Raw genomic sequence first — 16,679 nt, 5'->3', positions numbered from 1 at the left:
AAAACCATGAAAACAACAACATTATATAGACCAGTAGGAGAAAAGGAAATGATTCTAATCTTAGAAAGTGGATTTAAAAAATTTCCTCCAAGACTCGATTGGCAGCCCATTTTTTATCCAGTTCTTAACCAAGAATATGCTTCTGAGATTGCAGAAAAATGGAATACCAGAGACGTAGCTGGAAACTATCTTGGTTTTGTAACCCAGTTTGATGTATTGGAAGAAATGGCAGATCAATATCCTGCTCAGAATGTAGGAGCAAGAAACCACAATGAGCTATGGGTTCCGTCAGAAGAACTAGATAGTTTTAATAAAGCAATTGTAGGAAATATCAAAGTAACCCAAGTATTTATAGGAGATCATTTTGAAAAAGCTGCAAATACTGAACTGGAAGAACTGATGTTGAACATTAAAAAACTAACTATGACAAATAAAGGAATGGCAAAAGATACCTTGGATATCCTCGCCAAAAAATATTATATAAACGAAAACAACGAAAAAATAAATATAGAAAATGAACTGGAAATCAGTAAAAAAGAAACCTTCCTTTTTACTCCGGAACAACTTTCTAAAATAAAAGAATCTCCGATGCCGGAAGCCAGTTTTGAAACAAAAATTGAAACATGGAAATGCAGCTCTTTAAAAGCAATTTTACGATTAGCCGAAGAAGAAAATCAGGAAAAGATCATGTGCCTGAACTTTGCATCAGCAAAAAATCCGGGTGGAGGATTTATCAACGGAGCAGAAGCACAGGAAGAGAGTCTGGCAAGAACTTCAGGTTTATATGAAAGCTTACTTCAGGCATGGGATTATTACACGATTCACCGGGCAATGGAATCCTGTTTTTATACTGATACCATGATTTATAGTCCCAAAGTTCCCGTTTTCAGGAAAGATAAGGGAGAACTGCTTTCTAAACCTGTTCTGTGTAATTTCATTACATCTCCGGCAGTCAATGCAGGCGTGGTAAAACGTCAGGAACCGGAAAGAGCACATGAAATTCTCGATGCAATGGATCTTAGAATGGATAAAATGCTTTCACTGGCTCTACAGCAGGGAAATGAAGTCTTGATTTTAGGCGCTTGGGGATGTGGTGTTTTCAAAAATGACCCAAAAGAAATTGCAGGATTATTCAGAAAATATATCCAGGGGAAATATAAAAATAAATTTAAAAGAGTGGTTTTCGCCGTGCTTACGAAAAAAGAAGAAATGCTGAAGCCGTTTGAAGAAATACAATGAAAATCAAATTAAAAAAATATAAAGAACAACTGCAGGATTGGCCTGAGCAAGGATATCACATCATGGCTCAATATGATGATGAGAAAATTATAGTGTATCAGTCTTATAGAAAAGAAATTGGAGAATTTGCAGTTAAAAATCAATTCTTTGGCGGAGGTTTCAGCCTCGAAAGAATGACGTGGATAAAGCCAAATTTTCTTTGGATGATGTACAGAAATGGATGGGGTAGAAAAGAAGGTCAGGAAAGTGTTTTGGCTATTCATTTAAAGAAAGATGCTTTCATAAAATATCTGGAAAATGCGGTATATTCTTCTTACAATAAAGGTTTTGGGATCTCCAGAGATGAGTGGCAGAAGCAGATAAAAGAATCTTCAGTGAGGCTGCAGTGGGATCCGGATCATGATCCTTTTGGAAATAAACTGGAACGAAGAGCCATACAGATTGGTTTACGGAATGAATTTATTCGGACTTTTGCTAAGGATGATATTCTTCTGATTGAAAATATTTCTGATTTTGTGGCAGAACAATATCAGTTTGTATTGAATGATGATCTAGATAATCTGATAGTTCCTGAAGAAAAGCCGCTATTATTTGATGATGAGGTTTTAAATAAAAAACTCAACTTAAGATAAAAGAATTTTTAAAAAGTGAAAAAATATAATTTCAGATTCGTAGATCAACCTGAAGATCCGAATGTAGGATTGACAAATGAGGAAATTACTTTTCTTCAGAAAGAATTGAATCTGCGGTTTCCTGAAAACTATATTTATTATCTTCAGAATGCAGGGAAAAGATCAAATGTCTTTCCTGTAGAATATGATATTGTAAAGCTGAAAAAATACCAGAGACAATTAAAAGAGGCTTTGAAGAAAAACGACTTGTTAAGTACAGAAAGTCTTTTTTGTTTTCAGTATAATAATGATTACGAACCTCTTGTTTGTCGGGATTTTGAAATCTTTTATTTTTTTAATTTATCAGATCCTAAATCTCCTGATCTTTATGTTTTCGGAGACTTTATCACAAATTATGACTGGCAGGGATATGCTAAAGAGCTTACAAATAAAGAAAATTTTGTAGATTTTATTAATGATAGAACGAAAAAGAAATTTGGACCAAAACTACTTGAAAAAATAGGAAATATCTTTTTAGGGATCCTATTGGCACCTTTTATTATCATCGTGCTGCTTATTGTTGCAGTCCAAGTTTTAATAGAAAAAATTAAAAACCCATGAAAAAACTAACCATATTAAGCGGCGCAGGAATCAGCGCCGAAAGCGGAATAAAAACCTTCAGAGACGGAGACGGTCTTTGGGAAAATCATAATGTAACGGATGTGGCAAGTCCGGAAGGATGGAGAAAAGACAGAGCTTTAGTCCTGGAATTTTACAACCAGAGAAGACGCCAGCTGCATGAAGTACAACCTAACGAGGCTCATCAATTATTGGCAGAGTTGGAAAAGCATTTTGAAGTTCAGATTGTTACCCAAAATATAGATGATCTTCACGAAAGAGCAGGATCTACCAATATCCTTCACATTCATGGAGAATTGTTCAAGTCATGTTCTTGTAATAATAAAAGCCTGATTTATGAACAGAAAGAGGATATCAATATCGGTGACAAAGCAGAGGATGGGGCGCAACTAAGACCTTTTATCGTTTGGTTTGGAGAAGATGTTCCTTTATATCAAAAAGCAAAAGAAATTGTAAAAGAAGCGGATATTCTGCTGGTAATCGGAACTTCTTTGCAGGTATATCCGGCTGCCGGACTGATTCATGACATCAAAGATGATTGTCTTTTAATCGTCATCAATCCTAATGAAACAGGATTTGGATACGGACAGAGAGCCGTTGTAATGAAAGAAACAGCCACTCAAGGGATGAAATTATTGTTTGATAAATTAGTCAATTTAGCCTGATGGAAAACAAAGTAAAAGCGGGAATTATGGGTGTGTGTATTGGAGATGCACTTGGAGTTCCGGTGGAATTTAAAAAAAGAGAAGACTTAAAACGTTCTCCGGTAACAAAAATGCTGGAATACATGTCCTGGAATCAGCCCAAAGGAACGTGGAGTGATGACAGCTCTCTTACACTTTGTCTCGCTGAAGAGCTTACCAAAGGCTATGATCTGGAAAACATTGGACAAAGTTTTGTGAAGTGGAATAAATATGGTCACTGGACTGCCCATGGAAGGCTTTTCGATATCGGAGGAACTACAAGACATGCTCTGGCAAGATTAATCAAAGGTGAAAGTGCTAAGTTTTCAGGAAATATTTTTGAAGAAGACAACGGGAATGGTTCTTTAATGAGAATTCTTCCCCTTGCTTTTTATCTTGAAAATGAAAATGATATTCAGAAACTCTATCTGACAGTAAAAGAAGTCTCAGCAATAACTCACGGGCATTTCCGTTCTGTTTTTGCCTGTTTCATCTATGTTATTTTTACTATTCAATTGTTGAAAGGGAAGAGCAAAAGAGAAGCATATGCTTATACACAAAAAATTGCATTAGATTATTCTGAAGAACAGGGATTTAATCCAAATGAGATTGAGCTTTTCAGAAGAATTCTAAAAAATGATGTTTCCCAATATCCTGAAGATGAAATCAAGAGTGGCGGATATGTTCTCCACAGCCTGGAAGCTTCTCTATGGTGTTTTCTGAACTCCGAAAGCTATTCTGAAGCTGTTTTAAAAGCAGTAAATTTGGGAGAAGACACAGATACCACAGGAGCCATCACCGGAGGAATTGCAGGAATTTATTACGGATATGAAGGTATTCCACAAGAATGGATTGCTGAACTGGCGAGGAAAGATGATATTGAAGAACTATGTGAGAAACTGCACCAAAAATTAATGAACTAAAAAACAAACCATGAACGAAATAGAGAAGAAAAAAATAAGTAAATTTTTAAGCCTGATCTTACGGCATCAGCCGGAAAGCATAGACCTTAAGCTGGATGAAAACGGTTGGGCAGATGTAGAAGAGCTGAGAGGGAAATCAGCCAAAAGAAAAATATATTTTACTCCCGAAGAATTGGATGAGGTGGTAGAAACCAACAATAAGAAGCGTTTTGCTTTTAACGAAGATAAAACCATGATCAGGGCAAGTCAGGGACATTCTATTGATGTGGATCTGGATTTGGAAGCAAAACAGCCTCCTGAATTTCTTTACCACGGAACAGCAGAAAGAAATATCTCTTCCATTTTAGAAAAAGGAATTGAAAAAAGAACACGCCAGCATGTACACTTAAGTGCTGATAAAGAGACTGCTACAAAGGTCGGAGTGAGACACGGCAAACCTGTGGTTTTGACCATCAGAACCGGAACAATGCATCAGGAAGGTTTATCTTTCTACCAATCTGCAAACGGTGTTTGGCTCACAGATTTTGTAGATGCAAAATATATTTCAAAGTAACATGAGCAGAACATTAGTTATAGGAGACATTCACGGAGGATTTAAAGCTTTAAAACAGGTTCTTGAAAGAGCAAGCGTGACAGAAAATGATCAACTGATTTTTCTCGGAGATTACGTAGACGGCTGGAGTGAGTCTTCACAAATCATACAGTTCTTAATCGAACTTTCCGAAAAACAAAAATGTATTTTCATCAAAGGAAATCATGATGCATGGTGCGAAGACTGGTTGGCATTGGGACAAAAACCGGATGTATGGCTTTTTAATGGTGGACAGAAAACAGTAGAAAGCTATGCAGACTACATTCTGGAAGACCTGGATATTCATCTGGAATTCTTTCAAAGGATGAAAAATTATCATATTGATGATCAGAAAAGGCTGTTTATTCATGCAGGATATGCCTCCATGCACGGGCCGGAAAAAGAAGTTTATTCCAGCAATTACCGGTGGGACAGAACGCTCTGGGAAACCGCTGTAGCAATGGATAAAAAGCTGAATAAGAATTCAGAGTTATATCCTAAAAGACTGCTTCTATATAAAGAAATATTCATCGGGCATACGCCCACTCTTGATATTGGAATTAAGATACCAGCCAATAAAGCCAATATCTGGAACATGGATACCGGAGCAGCTTATACCGGATCTTTATCCATCATGGATGTTGACTCCAAACAATTCTGGCAAAGCGATCCGCTTCCATCCTTGTACCCCTATGAAAATGGAAGAAATTAAAAAACGAGAGAAATAAACCTCACAGAGTTTCAAAATCTGTGAGGTTTTTATTTTAAAAACAATTTCGCTTATTCGCCCTTTCACAAAAGATGATTAATTTTAAAGTCTGAAAATATGACTTCAATGAAACTGAAATATCTTTTATTCACCCTGAGTTCTACTTTGTTTTTGGCTCAGAAATCATTTCAGACCCCTTTTGAAAAAGGGAATGGGAACCAGACCGTTACCTACGATGAAATGAACAGCTACTATCAGGATTTAGCTAAGAACTTCAATACCATTCAATATCTTAAAAAAGGGGAAGATGACAATGGGAAACCCATTTATGTGGTGGTTTACAACCCTTTTCCTGAAAAAGATCTTGATAAATTAAGAAAAGACAAAGCGATTCTGTTCGTCAATAATGGCATTCACCCGGGAGAACCGGACGGAATTGATGCTACGATGATGCTGATGAGAGATCTAGCCACTAAAAAGATCAAAACTCCACAGAATTTTATCATTGCTGCTATTTCAGCTTATAATGTAAGCGGAATGCTGAACAGAGGATCCTATTCCAGAGCCAATCAAAATGGTCCGGAACAGTATGGTTTCAGGGGAAATGCAAGGAATTATGACCTGAACAGAGATTTTATCAAGACAGATTCTAAAAATGCCCGAAGTTTCCAGGAAATCTATCAGTGGTTACAACCAGATGTTTTCATAGACAATCATGTCAGCAACGGAGCAGATTATCAATATACATTCACCTATATCTCTACCTTTAAAGAACGTCTGGGAAATACCCTTGGAAATTATTTCTATAATGATTATCAGGCTAAAAATCTTGAGGATATGAAGAAAATAGGCTACGAAAGCACTCCTTATGTCAACATTCACGGAGATGTTCCCGAAGTAGGGTTTGCTTCATTTGAAGACTCTCCAAGGTATTCTACAGGATATACTTCTCTTTTCAACTCTTTAGGAACCGTTCCTGAAACCCATATGCTGAAACCTTATGACAAAAGAGTAGATGCTACTTATAAATATATGCTGGTCAATCTACAAAATTTAGACAAAGATTACCAGAAAATAAAGCAGTTTCGCATAGAAAATTTAAAGCAATACCAAGCCGGAAAACAATATGGAATTCGCTGGAAAATAGATTCTACTAAGTTCTCTACCATGGATTTTAAAGGATATGAAGGAAAATACAAACCCAGTGAAGTTTCAGGGAAACCAAGACTGTATTATGACAGAAATAAACCCTTTACAAAAAATATAAAACTTTTTACAACAGCTGTTCCGACAGGATATATTACCATTCCTAAATATTATGTAATTCCACAGTCACAGTATCGTGTGATTGAAGAATTTAAAAGAAATAAAATTCTGATGAAACCGATACAGAAAGACAGTACTCTGGCGGTAGAGTCCTATAAAATCAAAGACTTTAAAACCGTTAAAAACCCATATGAAGGACATTATCTACATTTTGAAACTACAGTTGATACTTCTTCAAAAAATATAAAATTTACTGCCGGAGACTATCTGGTTTCTACCAATCAGCCTGGCGTAAAATATATTATAGAAACCCTTGAACCTGAAGCATTAGATTCATTTTTCAACTGGAATTTCTTTGATGGAATTCTCGCTCAGAAAGAATATTATTCCGCCTATATTTTCGAAGATACGGCTGCAGAACTCTTGAAAAAAGACAAAAAACTGAAAGATGCCTTTGAAGCAGCTAAAGCATCGGATAAAAAATTATCTGAAGATGGAGAGGCACAATTGGATTGGGTATATAAACATTCTCCTTATTTTGAAGAAAAAACGTTCAGGCAGTATCCGGTTTACAGAGTGTTGTAAATTATTGATATTTAGTGAATAAACTAAAAAAGACGTTTCATTTGAAACGTCTTTTTAATTATCTTGGTAAGCCTCTCTTCAAGGCCATTTCTGCTCTTTTAACGGCCATTTTCTCTTTCCAGTCCATGTAACTCTTTTTGAAATTGGACTTCATAATATCGTCAAATTTACGCTGTACCGTAAGGTTCCACAAAGAATGTGCTTTTACTGCCCATGATTTGTCCCATGCTCTTAAAGAAATAGAGAAACTTCCGTCCAGATATTTCATCCAGTGCCACCATCCTGTAGGCATGAATAAAGTATCACCATGCTCAAGATAGCACTCAATTCCTTCTACACCATCCAGTGCCGGAAATTTTGTAAAGTCAGGGTTTTCTATATCATAATCCTCCAGTGCATATGTTGCATAGGGGATTTGATAAAGTCTTTCTCTCCATTTATAATCAAAAAGAAGAATATGCTTTCTTCCGTTGAAGTGAGTATGGAAAATATGAGCCATATCAATATCAAAGTGAAGGAACGTTACTGATCCTTTTCCACCAAAGAACATATTGGGATATTTATCCAGAAAGCCTCCCATTAATTCTTTTGGAGAAATATAATCTTCCAAAAGCTTGGGTGCATATTTGATAGGATCAAAAAGAAATATTCTAAGATCGGTAGGCTCTCGCTGTATAAGATCTATATAATCTCCAAACTTCATTTTTGCCGCTGCTGCATTGATGGGAGCAGAAGGATCTGCCTTTGAGCTGTCATATAGCGGAACTTCCACATCTCCTACAACCTCCTTCATATATTCCATCGTCCATTTTTGGTAAGCCGGCCAGTTTTTTGCCATATTTCTGATGACAACGGGCCTTCTAGGCTTCAGATATTTTTCGTAGAATTCTTCTTTCGAAATGTCCTCTACAACATCTATAGGCTTTAAAATAATTCCCATTTTATAAATTTTATGTTACAAAATTATTAAATATATATTTATGGAATAGCGTTTAATTTTTTTTTAATCTATGATTCAAATCAGATTTTACTATCTAGTCTAAATAAGAATTTTAGTATTTTCTCTTTTGCTGAAAATTGCTTTTATCATGCTCAATATGATAATGTTCATCCAGATTTTGTTATCAAATTTTAAAAAAATAAATGATGAAAAATTTTGAAGATTTTGTATGCCAAATATAATTTTTGAAAGAAAACAATCAGCTGTATAAAAATTAACAGACAGAATTAAAATTGATAAAAAAGAGACATCATTTTTGAAAAATATTCAACAGTTTAAAAAATATAACTATGTTTGTAGTGATATTGATTTAACCTTTATCTATAAAATTCATCTTTATAGGAAGTGTAACAAAAAACGAGAATGATTAACTAATTGAGCAAATAATAAGTATGAAAAAAAATATTTCTTTATTTCTGATGCTTTTCTTTACTGTGCTTACTTTTGCACAGAAAACGGTATCAGGAAAAATCACAGATGATGACGGGGTAGCCATACCAAGTGCCAGTGTGACTATAGAAGAACCTGGTAAAGATGCTATTCTGGCTTACGGAATTACCAATTCCAAAGGAGAATATAAAGTAACTTTCACCTCCGCAGAATCTAATGTAGATCTTAAAGTGAAAGCTTTCAATCAGAAACCTCTTACCAAGCAAATCAGCAATAGTGATCAGAACCTGAATTTCAAAATGCAGTCTGAAGCTACAGAAATTAAAGAAGTACAGCTGAAAACAAAAATGATTACGGCGAGAGGAGATACCATTTCTTATGACCTTAAAGCATTTAACAGCAAAAACGACAGAACGCTGGCAGATGTAATGAAAAAGATTCCCGGAATTGAAGTGAATACGGACGGAACAATTCTTTACCAGGGAAATGCCATCAATAAATTTTATGTAAATGGAAAAGACCTTATGGAAGGCGGCTACGGAACGATCAATAATTCTCTTCCGAAAGATGCAGTACAGAAAGTAGAAGTTCTGGAAAATCACCAGCCGGTAAAAATCCTTCAGGATAAAGTGCCTTCAGATCAGGCAGCCATCAATATCAAACTGAAGAACTCCGTTACTATGACAGGGAGAGGGGAAGTAGGAACAGGCTTCGGAGATCCATGGCTTTGGAATGTAAAACTGACCCCAATGTTTTTCGGACAGAAAAGCCAATGGGTGGTCAATTATAAAACCAATAATATGGGTGAGCAGGTGGAAAATGAAGGGAATATTCTGGCTTTTGGCAGCTCATGGGAAGGCAAAAGAAGCAATATCTCTCAAAATAACTGGTTAGATGTAGAAAACGCTACTGTACCTGATCTTCCTGTAAAACGCTATTTGATGAACAGTGTTCATTATCTGTCAGCCAATTATCTTACAAATATTGATAAAAAGAAAGAATGGGAACTTAAGGCTAATGCAAACTATACTAATAATGCAGTGGAAAGAGAATCTAACAGTATTACTAGAGATATCCAGCAAGGAACACAGTATAATACACGATTTCTAAACAATTTCTATACAGACAAATTGAAAGGAGAATTGATATTTACTAAAAATGCCAAAAAAGGATTCTTTAAAAATACAACTACTTTTTCTCAATTCTGGAACGCAGATAGAGCTTTTGCAGAAAGAAACGATAAAACCGGATATAGAGTTGGGAACGAAGCTTTGGAATCACCTACAACCTCATTCCAGAACTCTTTGAGCACAATCATTCCGTGGAAAGAAAAAATGGTAAACTTTAAGTCTTATATCAGCTATCAAAATGACAAGCAGATGTTAGAAATTTCTCCAGCTGATTATTTACAATTTCCTTATAAAGATCCAGCTAGTACAACATTATCTACCATTAATTTCACACCTGGAAGTACAGCTTTACAATATTTTAGAATCAAATCTTTAGACACTTCACATTCTGCAAATATCAGTTTCTCTACAAAAGGATGGACATTTACACCACAAGTAGGATTTGATCTATCAACAGATAATTTGACAACAAACTTCGATGGAAGTACAGCAGGGAATAAGCCGGATTTTGCAAGTTTAGCTTATGAAAATGATCTGAAATTTACAAGAATCAATCCATCAGCTTCAGTGGGAATTAATTATAAATCTGAATCATGGAGCTTATTTTCAAGCTTCCCTGTTAATTTTAATAATATCAAAGCTGAAGATGCATTTAGAAATGTTTCCAAATCATTAAGTAAAGTAACATTTACGCCTAATATTTTTGCCCAATATTCATTTGCTTCATTCTTTAAAGCAAGTGTGAATGCCGGAATCAGCAATAATTTTGGAGATATCCAAACAGCTTATGCCGGATATATTCTAACAAGTCCAGGAGGATTTAACGTGATGAATCCTAAAAATCCAATACCTGAAACCAATACAAAAAATGGAGGAATAAGATTGGAATACAGAAACCCGTTGAACAATCTATTTTTTAATGTAGGATACCGGTTAACTGATACAAAAAATAACTTACTGGCCTCAAGTGCTGTCAATGAATTAGGATTTAGCGTTATTGAGTATATAGAAAGCGAAAATAAAAGAACAAATAATAGCTTCTATGCGGAAATTGGAAAATATTTTCCAAAATTCAAAACCAATGCTTCATTAACATTTAATGATACAAGGTCAAAATCACAGTCAAGAAGAAATGATCAGGATATTAACACGAAAAATAATGGGAATACATTAGGTTTTAAATTCAATAACACCTATTTCTCGTGGATGAGTGTTGATTTCAATATGACGAAATCGTGGAACAAACAAAGTAATGGAATTATCCAAAATGATCTTGGAAAAACAGAAGGTTACACTCATAATTTAAATGTATTCTTCTATCCTTTAGAAAATCATACGATTGGTTTTTATTGGGATCAAATCAATTCGAAACTAGGGGAAACAAAACTAAACAATGGATTTTTTGATGTTTCATACCAATTCAGCTGGACTAAGAAAAAAGTTGACTTTGAACTGAAGTGGATGAATATTGCAGATAGGAAAGTATTTGAGAAAATAAACGTTGGGGATGCAACAATTACACAAACGACAATGCAGCTCCGCCCTAGCCAGGTAATGTTTACCGTAAAATTCAACTTTAAATAAAATAAAAACCAATCCGTTCGGATTGGTTTTTTGTTGAGATATACTGATGTATTAAAATTAAAAACTTTGCTGGTCTGCTGAAGGCCCATAGCTTCCAGGCAAAGGAATATTGTTCAGTCTGTAATACACTCCCAGCTGGGCTCTGTGATGGGTAATCTGGTTTAAAGCATGGCGGATCGCTCCATATTTGCTCCAGCTTGCCAGTTCGTGGCCGTCATTTTTAATAGTCCAGCTGGGGTTCAGATCGTTTTCTGTACTGCTTTCAAGAGCCTTTTTGCCAGCCTGATAATCATCTTCCAGCTTTTTCATAAGATCTTCTTTTGTAGAAAGTATGGTTGGTTTGTAGTCTCCTTTGCCAAAATCCAGCTCGGAAGTATTTAAAATGGTATTCGGCCATTCAAAAACCTCCACAAGATGAGTAGCAAGAGGCATCAGTTTCATACTTTTTTCATGAGGAGCGAAGTCATTTTTTCCTTCAGGGAACAGTTCAATAAATTTTTTCGTGGTTTGGAATTCTCCCTCCAGTTCAGATTTTAATTGAGATAAGGTATCCATAATATTTTGTTTTTTAGAAACTTAAAGGTAAGCGTTTTAAAAATGAAACTGTTTTAAGAGAATCATAATTTTTTAATCATCACAAAATATAAATTGGAGAAATATGTTGCCCAGAAAATAAAATTTAAAAAAAGTGTAACAAAAGAAGACATGTGATAACTAATTATATAAAACTTGAAATAATGAAAAAGTTATTCTCCATATTTCTTATTGCTCTTTTTGTATTTGCAGGAGCTCAGGAATCAAAAGAAACCGCCAATCGTTTCTTTTATGAACTTACTTTTAAACCCAAGAAAGATTCGGCAAAACTGGATAAGATCATTACTATCCTTGATATTACTCCAAAAAAATCAATATACCAGGATTATACAATTCCAGCTCAAGATTCCATTATTAAAGTTGCAGTTGACGAAATGGAAAAAACAAAAAGCTGGAAGGATATAACGAAGCTTATTAAAATGCCTAAATTTTCATATAAGATTATTAAAACTTATCCTGAAATGAAGGAAAAGTATGTTGATAGAGTGAGTATGAATTTATTTGGTTATGATGATGATATTAAATTCAATTGGAACATTTTATCAGAAAAAGAAAAAGTAGGAGAATATAATACGCAAAAAGCAACTACAGAATTTGGAGGAAGAAAATGGATAGCATGGTTTAGTACAGATATTCCTTTTCAAGATGGGCCATACAAATTTTATGGACTTCCTGGGTTAATTGTTAAAATTGAAGACTCAGAGAAAAACTACTCTTGGAAACTAAGTGGAAATAAAAAGATTGAAAACTATGAAGAAATGTCCAATTCAGATAAGATCAATGCAAAATATGGAGTTCCTCAAACCGTAACTCCTACAACAAAAGATAAGTTTGAAAAGGCTTATGCTAGCTTTAAACAAGACCCTATGGCTGAATTTCGTCAAAAGATTACTCCGGAAATGATGAACATGAAAATGCCAGGATCTGATATAACAATTGGAGAAATGGCAAAAAAGCAAGAAAAAATGGCTAAAGATTTTTTTAATGCTAATGACAATCCAATAGAAAAAGAACAAGCTTCTGAAAAGAAGAAAAAATAAGCATTCATATCAACTAAATTATATTTTGAATCAACCCAGATACAGCAATGTATTTGGGTTGATTTCTTTTGTACCAAAACGTTATTTAGATTAAATTTAAATAGCGTATATTTGCAGGACTAAAAATTAGGCTTTGAAAGAGAAAGGATTACATAAATTAAGTGGATTCCCTAAAAACAAAATGGGGAAGATATTGGGGTATGATAACGACCATCTTAAAATGCCCAATAAAATCATTGAAATGGGGCTTCTTCCGGAAACCACTTTCAGAATTTTGTATCAGGCGCCGTTCAATGGGCCTATGTATGTGGAGTTTGGAGCAGAAAAAAGCCGGATTGCTCTTCGTGAGGAAGAAGGAGATTACATCATTGTTGAAGAATTGAATTAATGCAGGAAAACAAGAAAAAACAGATACTTTTAGTCGGAAATCCTAATGTAGGAAAGTCAACGGTTTTTAATACGCTTTGCAACAAAAAGCAGAAGACCGGAAACTATGCCGGCGTTACCGTTGCAAGTCATTCGGGGAACTATACTTATAAAAACGAAGAAGTAGAGGTTATTGACCTTCCTGGTTCTTACAGTGTATATCCGAGCTCAGAAGATGAGGCTATTTTTTCCAAATACCTTATCGACGAGCAGAAAAACTATGCAGGAGTTGTTTATATTCTTGAAGCATTAAGTTTAAAAAGAGGTTTGCTTCTGTTTCAGCAGATTCAGGATCTTGGTATTCCAATGATTTTGATTGTTAATCAGATTGACCAGGCAGAAAGAAGAGGAATCACAATAGATATTCAAAAATTTTCCGAAGCATTAGGCATTAAAATTATTCAGACCAATGCCAAAGAGCAGATCGGAATTGATGAAGTAAGAGAAGCGGTTTACAACAACGAGTTTGTAAAAACAAATACCCTTTCTTTTGAAACCCCTAACGAACACAGAGATTTTATTCAGAAACTGGCGGCACACAAAGGCTTCGACAATGAATATAAAGCCTGGATGAGCCTTTCATTGGGCGGAGATCTGGGAAGGATAAGTTCTGTAATGGAACAGCTGAATGAACCGGATTCTAAAAGCTTGGTACCAAAAAGATTACAGGTTCAGGAAACCGTTAGAAGATATCAGAACGTAGACAAAATACTGGCTGATGTTATTTCTAAAAAAGCACAGTTCAAAGAATTATTAACCGAAAAACTCGATAAAGTTTTAGTTCATAAATTCTGGGGATATGTAGTCTTTTTACTTATCCTGCTGGTGATTTTCCAAAGTGTTTTCTTCCTTGCAGAATATCCGATGAACTGGATCGAAAGTACATTCTCATGGTTTGCAGCATTCACCAGCGAACACCTTCCCGAAGGACCCATTAATTCTTTGATTTCAAACGGAATTGTTCCGGGAATTGGAGGAATTGTAGTTTTTGCACCTCAAATCGGAATCCTGTTGTATTTCCTTTATCTGTTGGAAGATTCAGGATATATGGCGAGAGTTGTATTTTTGATGGACAGATTGCTTCGTCCGTTCGGACTTAATGGGAAAAGTATTGTTCCGCTGGTATCAGGAACGGCCTGTGCTATCCCCGCAGTAATCTCCACAAGAAATATTGAAAACGTAAAAGAAAGACTGCTGACCATATTAGTAACACCTTTTATGACATGTTCTGCGAGACTTCCGGTATACAGTATCATCATTGGATTGATTATCTCAGAAGGAACATTTTTGGGAATAAAATATAAAGCACTGGTTTTGATGGGAATGTATCTCCTTGGCTTCCTTGTCGCTTTATTCTCAGCAGCTATCCTTAAAAGATTTATTAAAAGTAAAGGAAAAACATATCTGGTGATGGATCTTCCTGCCTATAAAAAACCACTTTTCGGATATGACCTTAAAATGGTTTTAGGTAAAGTTTGGGATTTCATTACCGGAGCCGGAAAAATAATTTTCATTGTAAGTATCATCATCTGGTTCCTGAGCTATTTCGGACCAAGCCAGAAAACAAACGAATTTGTGGCTGCAGACGTTCACCTGGATCATTCTTACCTTGCTAAAATGGGTAAAGGAATAGAACCTGTAATCGCTCCCCTTGGTTACGACTGGAAAATGGGCGTAGGAATCCTTACAAGTTTCGTAGCGAGAGAAGTTTTCGTAGGTACAATGTCTACCCTTTACAGTTTGGAAGATGATGCTCCGGAAGTAAAAGTAATTGATAAAATGAGAAGAGATGTAAAACCTAACGGAGAAAAAGTCTTCAGTTTTGCAACCGGAATCTCAGTTCTTCTTTTCTATGCATTTGCAATGCAGTGTGTTTCTACACTTGCAGTAGTCTACAGAGAAACCAAAAGCTGGAAATGGACCGGCTTTCAGGTGGTCATGATGACAGGTTTGGCATATTTTGTGTCGATGATAGTATATCAGATTCTAAAGTAATGGACTCATCATTAATCATTCAATACGTACTTATTGCATTAATTGTAGCATTTGCCTGCTACTCTTTATTTAAAGTACTTAGAAAGAATTTTGCTCCCAAGAAATTCAGCTCCAAAAGAACCAACTGCGACAAAGACTGTGGTTGCTCTTAATATTGTATTCATCGGATAATTGAAAAAAATGTAGTAATTTCATTTTTCTAATGTAAATTATTCGGTTTGAATTTTTTTAAAGCAGGGCTGCCTGTACTATTTTCTTTATTTGCCTTTCAGATAAAGGCACAGTCTGATACAACAAATACCAAGTCTTATGCAGACCAGGTAATGATTCGTGTGAATCTTGATACCAATATTGAGAGTTATGTCTTTACAGAAGGAGAAGGCAAAAATGCCAATAAGACCATCCTATCCATCAATAATAAAACAAAAACATCCGTTTCAGTAGATTATAGAATTATAAGTGCAACATTGTCATTTGCTCCCAGATTTTTAGATGGAAATAGTGACGATTATATGAAAGGGAAAAGTTCCTATACCGATTTCAGCTTCAGGTTTTTTCCCGGAAGAATCATCCAAAATCTATATTATAAAAATGTAAGAGGCTTTTATGTGGAAAATATGAAAGACCTTTTCCCGCAATGGGAGGAAGGAAGAGATCCATATCTTCAGTTTCCTGATCTTAGAGTGCAAAGTTTTGGAGGTTCTACCTCTTATATTCTTAACAAAAATTTTTCAGCAAGAACGATCTACACTCAGGGCGAATGGCAAAAGAAAAGCAGTGGAAGCTGGGTTCCTTTTGTAGATTATGACCTTACTATTTTCAGAAATACCATTGACGGAGTAAAAGACAAAGAAACCCAATACAATATTGGAGGTAATATCGGATACTTCTACAATTGGGTCATCGGAACAAAAGTAAATATCTCACCTTATTTAGCTGTAGGTATCGGAGGAAAGTTCTCCAGCTACAAGGATTCTCAGAATGGAGGAGTAAAAGAAAATGCGCAGTACGCTACTATAAGAATGCAGGGAGGGCTGCATGTAGGTTTTAATACAGATCACTTTTTATTCGGAGGAAAAATGAATTTTAATGCCAATTCCTATGATCAGAAAAACAACCAGACCGTAGAGAATAATAACCTCTATGGCCTTTTATACATAGGATATCGTTTTGCACCACCGAAAGTTGTGAAAAATACCTATGATAAAATCCAAAAAAAGATTCCCATTCTATAAGTTGAAAGGTCTTTTAAGTATCTTTGCTCAGGAAAACTTAGAAAAACTATAAATTAAAA

Annotated in this window: 16 protein-coding genes; 14 read left to right on the top strand and 2 right to left on the bottom strand. The window is 35.3% G+C overall.

Annotation, left to right across the window (positions count from 1 at the left end):
- The first annotated feature begins 6 nt into the window (after positions 1-6).
- From LKL37_RS14810 to LKL37_RS14775, 8 genes are all read left to right on the top strand, one after another.
- Entirely contained in the window at positions 7-1,239 is a 1,233-nt protein-coding gene (locus LKL37_RS14810; RefSeq protein WP_431611295.1) for a TIGR02452 family protein, read from the top strand.
- Positions 1,236-1,871, top strand: coding sequence for a DUF4291 domain-containing protein (locus LKL37_RS14805; protein WP_431611294.1), 636 nt, complete (start codon positions 1,236-1,238; stop codon positions 1,869-1,871). The genes LKL37_RS14810 and LKL37_RS14805 overlap by 4 nt, the downstream gene beginning before the upstream one ends.
- Before the next feature lie 15 nt (positions 1,872-1,886).
- Complete coding sequence (locus LKL37_RS14800; RefSeq protein ID WP_431611293.1) at positions 1,887-2,471, top strand: hypothetical protein; 585 nt, start codon at positions 1,887-1,889, stop codon at positions 2,469-2,471.
- A complete protein-coding gene (locus LKL37_RS14795; RefSeq protein WP_431611292.1) occupies positions 2,468-3,154 on the top strand; it encodes an SIR2 family NAD-dependent protein deacylase in 687 nt (228 codons plus the stop codon). Before LKL37_RS14800 ends, LKL37_RS14795 begins: the two co-directional genes overlap by 4 nt.
- Positions 3,154-4,095, top strand: coding sequence for an ADP-ribosylglycohydrolase family protein (locus LKL37_RS14790; protein WP_431611291.1), 942 nt, complete (start codon positions 3,154-3,156; stop codon positions 4,093-4,095). Before LKL37_RS14795 ends, LKL37_RS14790 begins: the two co-directional genes overlap by 1 nt.
- A 10-nt stretch (positions 4,096-4,105) precedes the next feature.
- Positions 4,106-4,648 (top strand): RNA 2'-phosphotransferase, encoded by a 543-nt coding sequence (locus tag LKL37_RS14785; protein ID WP_431611290.1) that lies wholly within the window; start codon positions 4,106-4,108, stop codon positions 4,646-4,648.
- Position 4,649: 1 nt separating this feature from the next.
- Entirely contained in the window at positions 4,650-5,378 is a 729-nt protein-coding gene (locus tag LKL37_RS14780; protein ID WP_431611289.1) for a metallophosphoesterase family protein, read from the top strand.
- Positions 5,379-5,501: 123 nt separating this feature from the next.
- Positions 5,502-7,226, top strand: a complete 1,725-nt coding sequence (locus LKL37_RS14775) for a hypothetical protein (protein ID WP_431611288.1) — start codon at positions 5,502-5,504, stop codon at positions 7,224-7,226.
- 58 nt (positions 7,227-7,284) lie between these two features.
- Here the strand turns inward: LKL37_RS14775 and LKL37_RS14770 are convergent, their stop codons facing one another.
- Entirely contained in the window at positions 7,285-8,166 is an 882-nt protein-coding gene (locus LKL37_RS14770) for a cupin-like domain-containing protein (protein ID WP_431611287.1), read from the bottom strand.
- Between the two features lie 452 nt (positions 8,167-8,618).
- On the opposite strand from LKL37_RS14770, the gene LKL37_RS14765 reads away from it, so the two are divergent.
- Positions 8,619-11,330: a hypothetical protein gene (locus LKL37_RS14765; protein ID WP_431611286.1), complete on the top strand. Its 2,712-nt coding sequence runs from the start codon at positions 8,619-8,621 to the stop codon at positions 11,328-11,330.
- Between the two features lie 57 nt (positions 11,331-11,387).
- On the opposite strand, the gene LKL37_RS14760 is transcribed toward LKL37_RS14765, so the two are convergent.
- Positions 11,388-11,885: a DinB family protein gene (locus LKL37_RS14760; protein WP_431611285.1), complete on the bottom strand. Its 498-nt coding sequence runs from the start codon at positions 11,883-11,885 to the stop codon at positions 11,388-11,390.
- A gap of 152 nt (positions 11,886-12,037) precedes the next feature.
- On the opposite strand from LKL37_RS14760, the gene LKL37_RS14755 reads away from it, so the two are divergent.
- The 5 genes from LKL37_RS14755 to LKL37_RS14735 all read left to right on the top strand — a co-directional run bounded on the left by LKL37_RS14755 (position 12,038) and on the right by LKL37_RS14735 (position 16,620).
- Entirely contained in the window at positions 12,038-12,964 is a 927-nt protein-coding gene (locus tag LKL37_RS14755; protein ID WP_431611284.1) for a GLPGLI family protein, read from the top strand.
- A 133-nt stretch (positions 12,965-13,097) separates the two neighbouring features.
- A complete protein-coding gene (locus LKL37_RS14750) occupies positions 13,098-13,352 on the top strand; it encodes a FeoA family protein (protein ID WP_034693968.1) in 255 nt (84 codons plus the stop codon).
- Complete coding sequence (gene feoB, locus LKL37_RS14745) at positions 13,352-15,385, top strand: ferrous iron transport protein B (RefSeq protein ID WP_431611283.1); 2,034 nt, start codon at positions 13,352-13,354, stop codon at positions 15,383-15,385. Before LKL37_RS14750 ends, feoB begins: the two co-directional genes overlap by 1 nt.
- Positions 15,385-15,537 carry a hypothetical protein gene (locus LKL37_RS14740; RefSeq protein WP_431611282.1) on the top strand — a complete coding sequence of 51 codons (153 nt, stop codon included), beginning with the start codon at positions 15,385-15,387 and terminating at the stop codon, positions 15,535-15,537. The genes feoB and LKL37_RS14740 overlap by 1 nt, the downstream gene beginning before the upstream one ends.
- A 66-nt stretch (positions 15,538-15,603) precedes the next feature.
- On the top strand, positions 15,604-16,620 hold the full coding sequence (locus LKL37_RS14735; protein WP_431611281.1) for a DUF4421 family protein: 1,017 nt from the start codon (positions 15,604-15,606) through the stop codon (positions 16,618-16,620).
- Positions 16,621-16,679 lie beyond the last annotated feature (59 nt).

Source organism: Chryseobacterium sp. 'Rf worker isolate 10', assembly GCF_050753305.1.
In the GTDB taxonomy this organism is placed as follows: domain Bacteria; phylum Bacteroidota; class Bacteroidia; order Flavobacteriales; family Weeksellaceae; genus Chryseobacterium.
The sequence above is the reverse complement of the archived record's forward strand: the minus strand, read 5'-3'. Positions and strand labels throughout refer to the sequence as shown.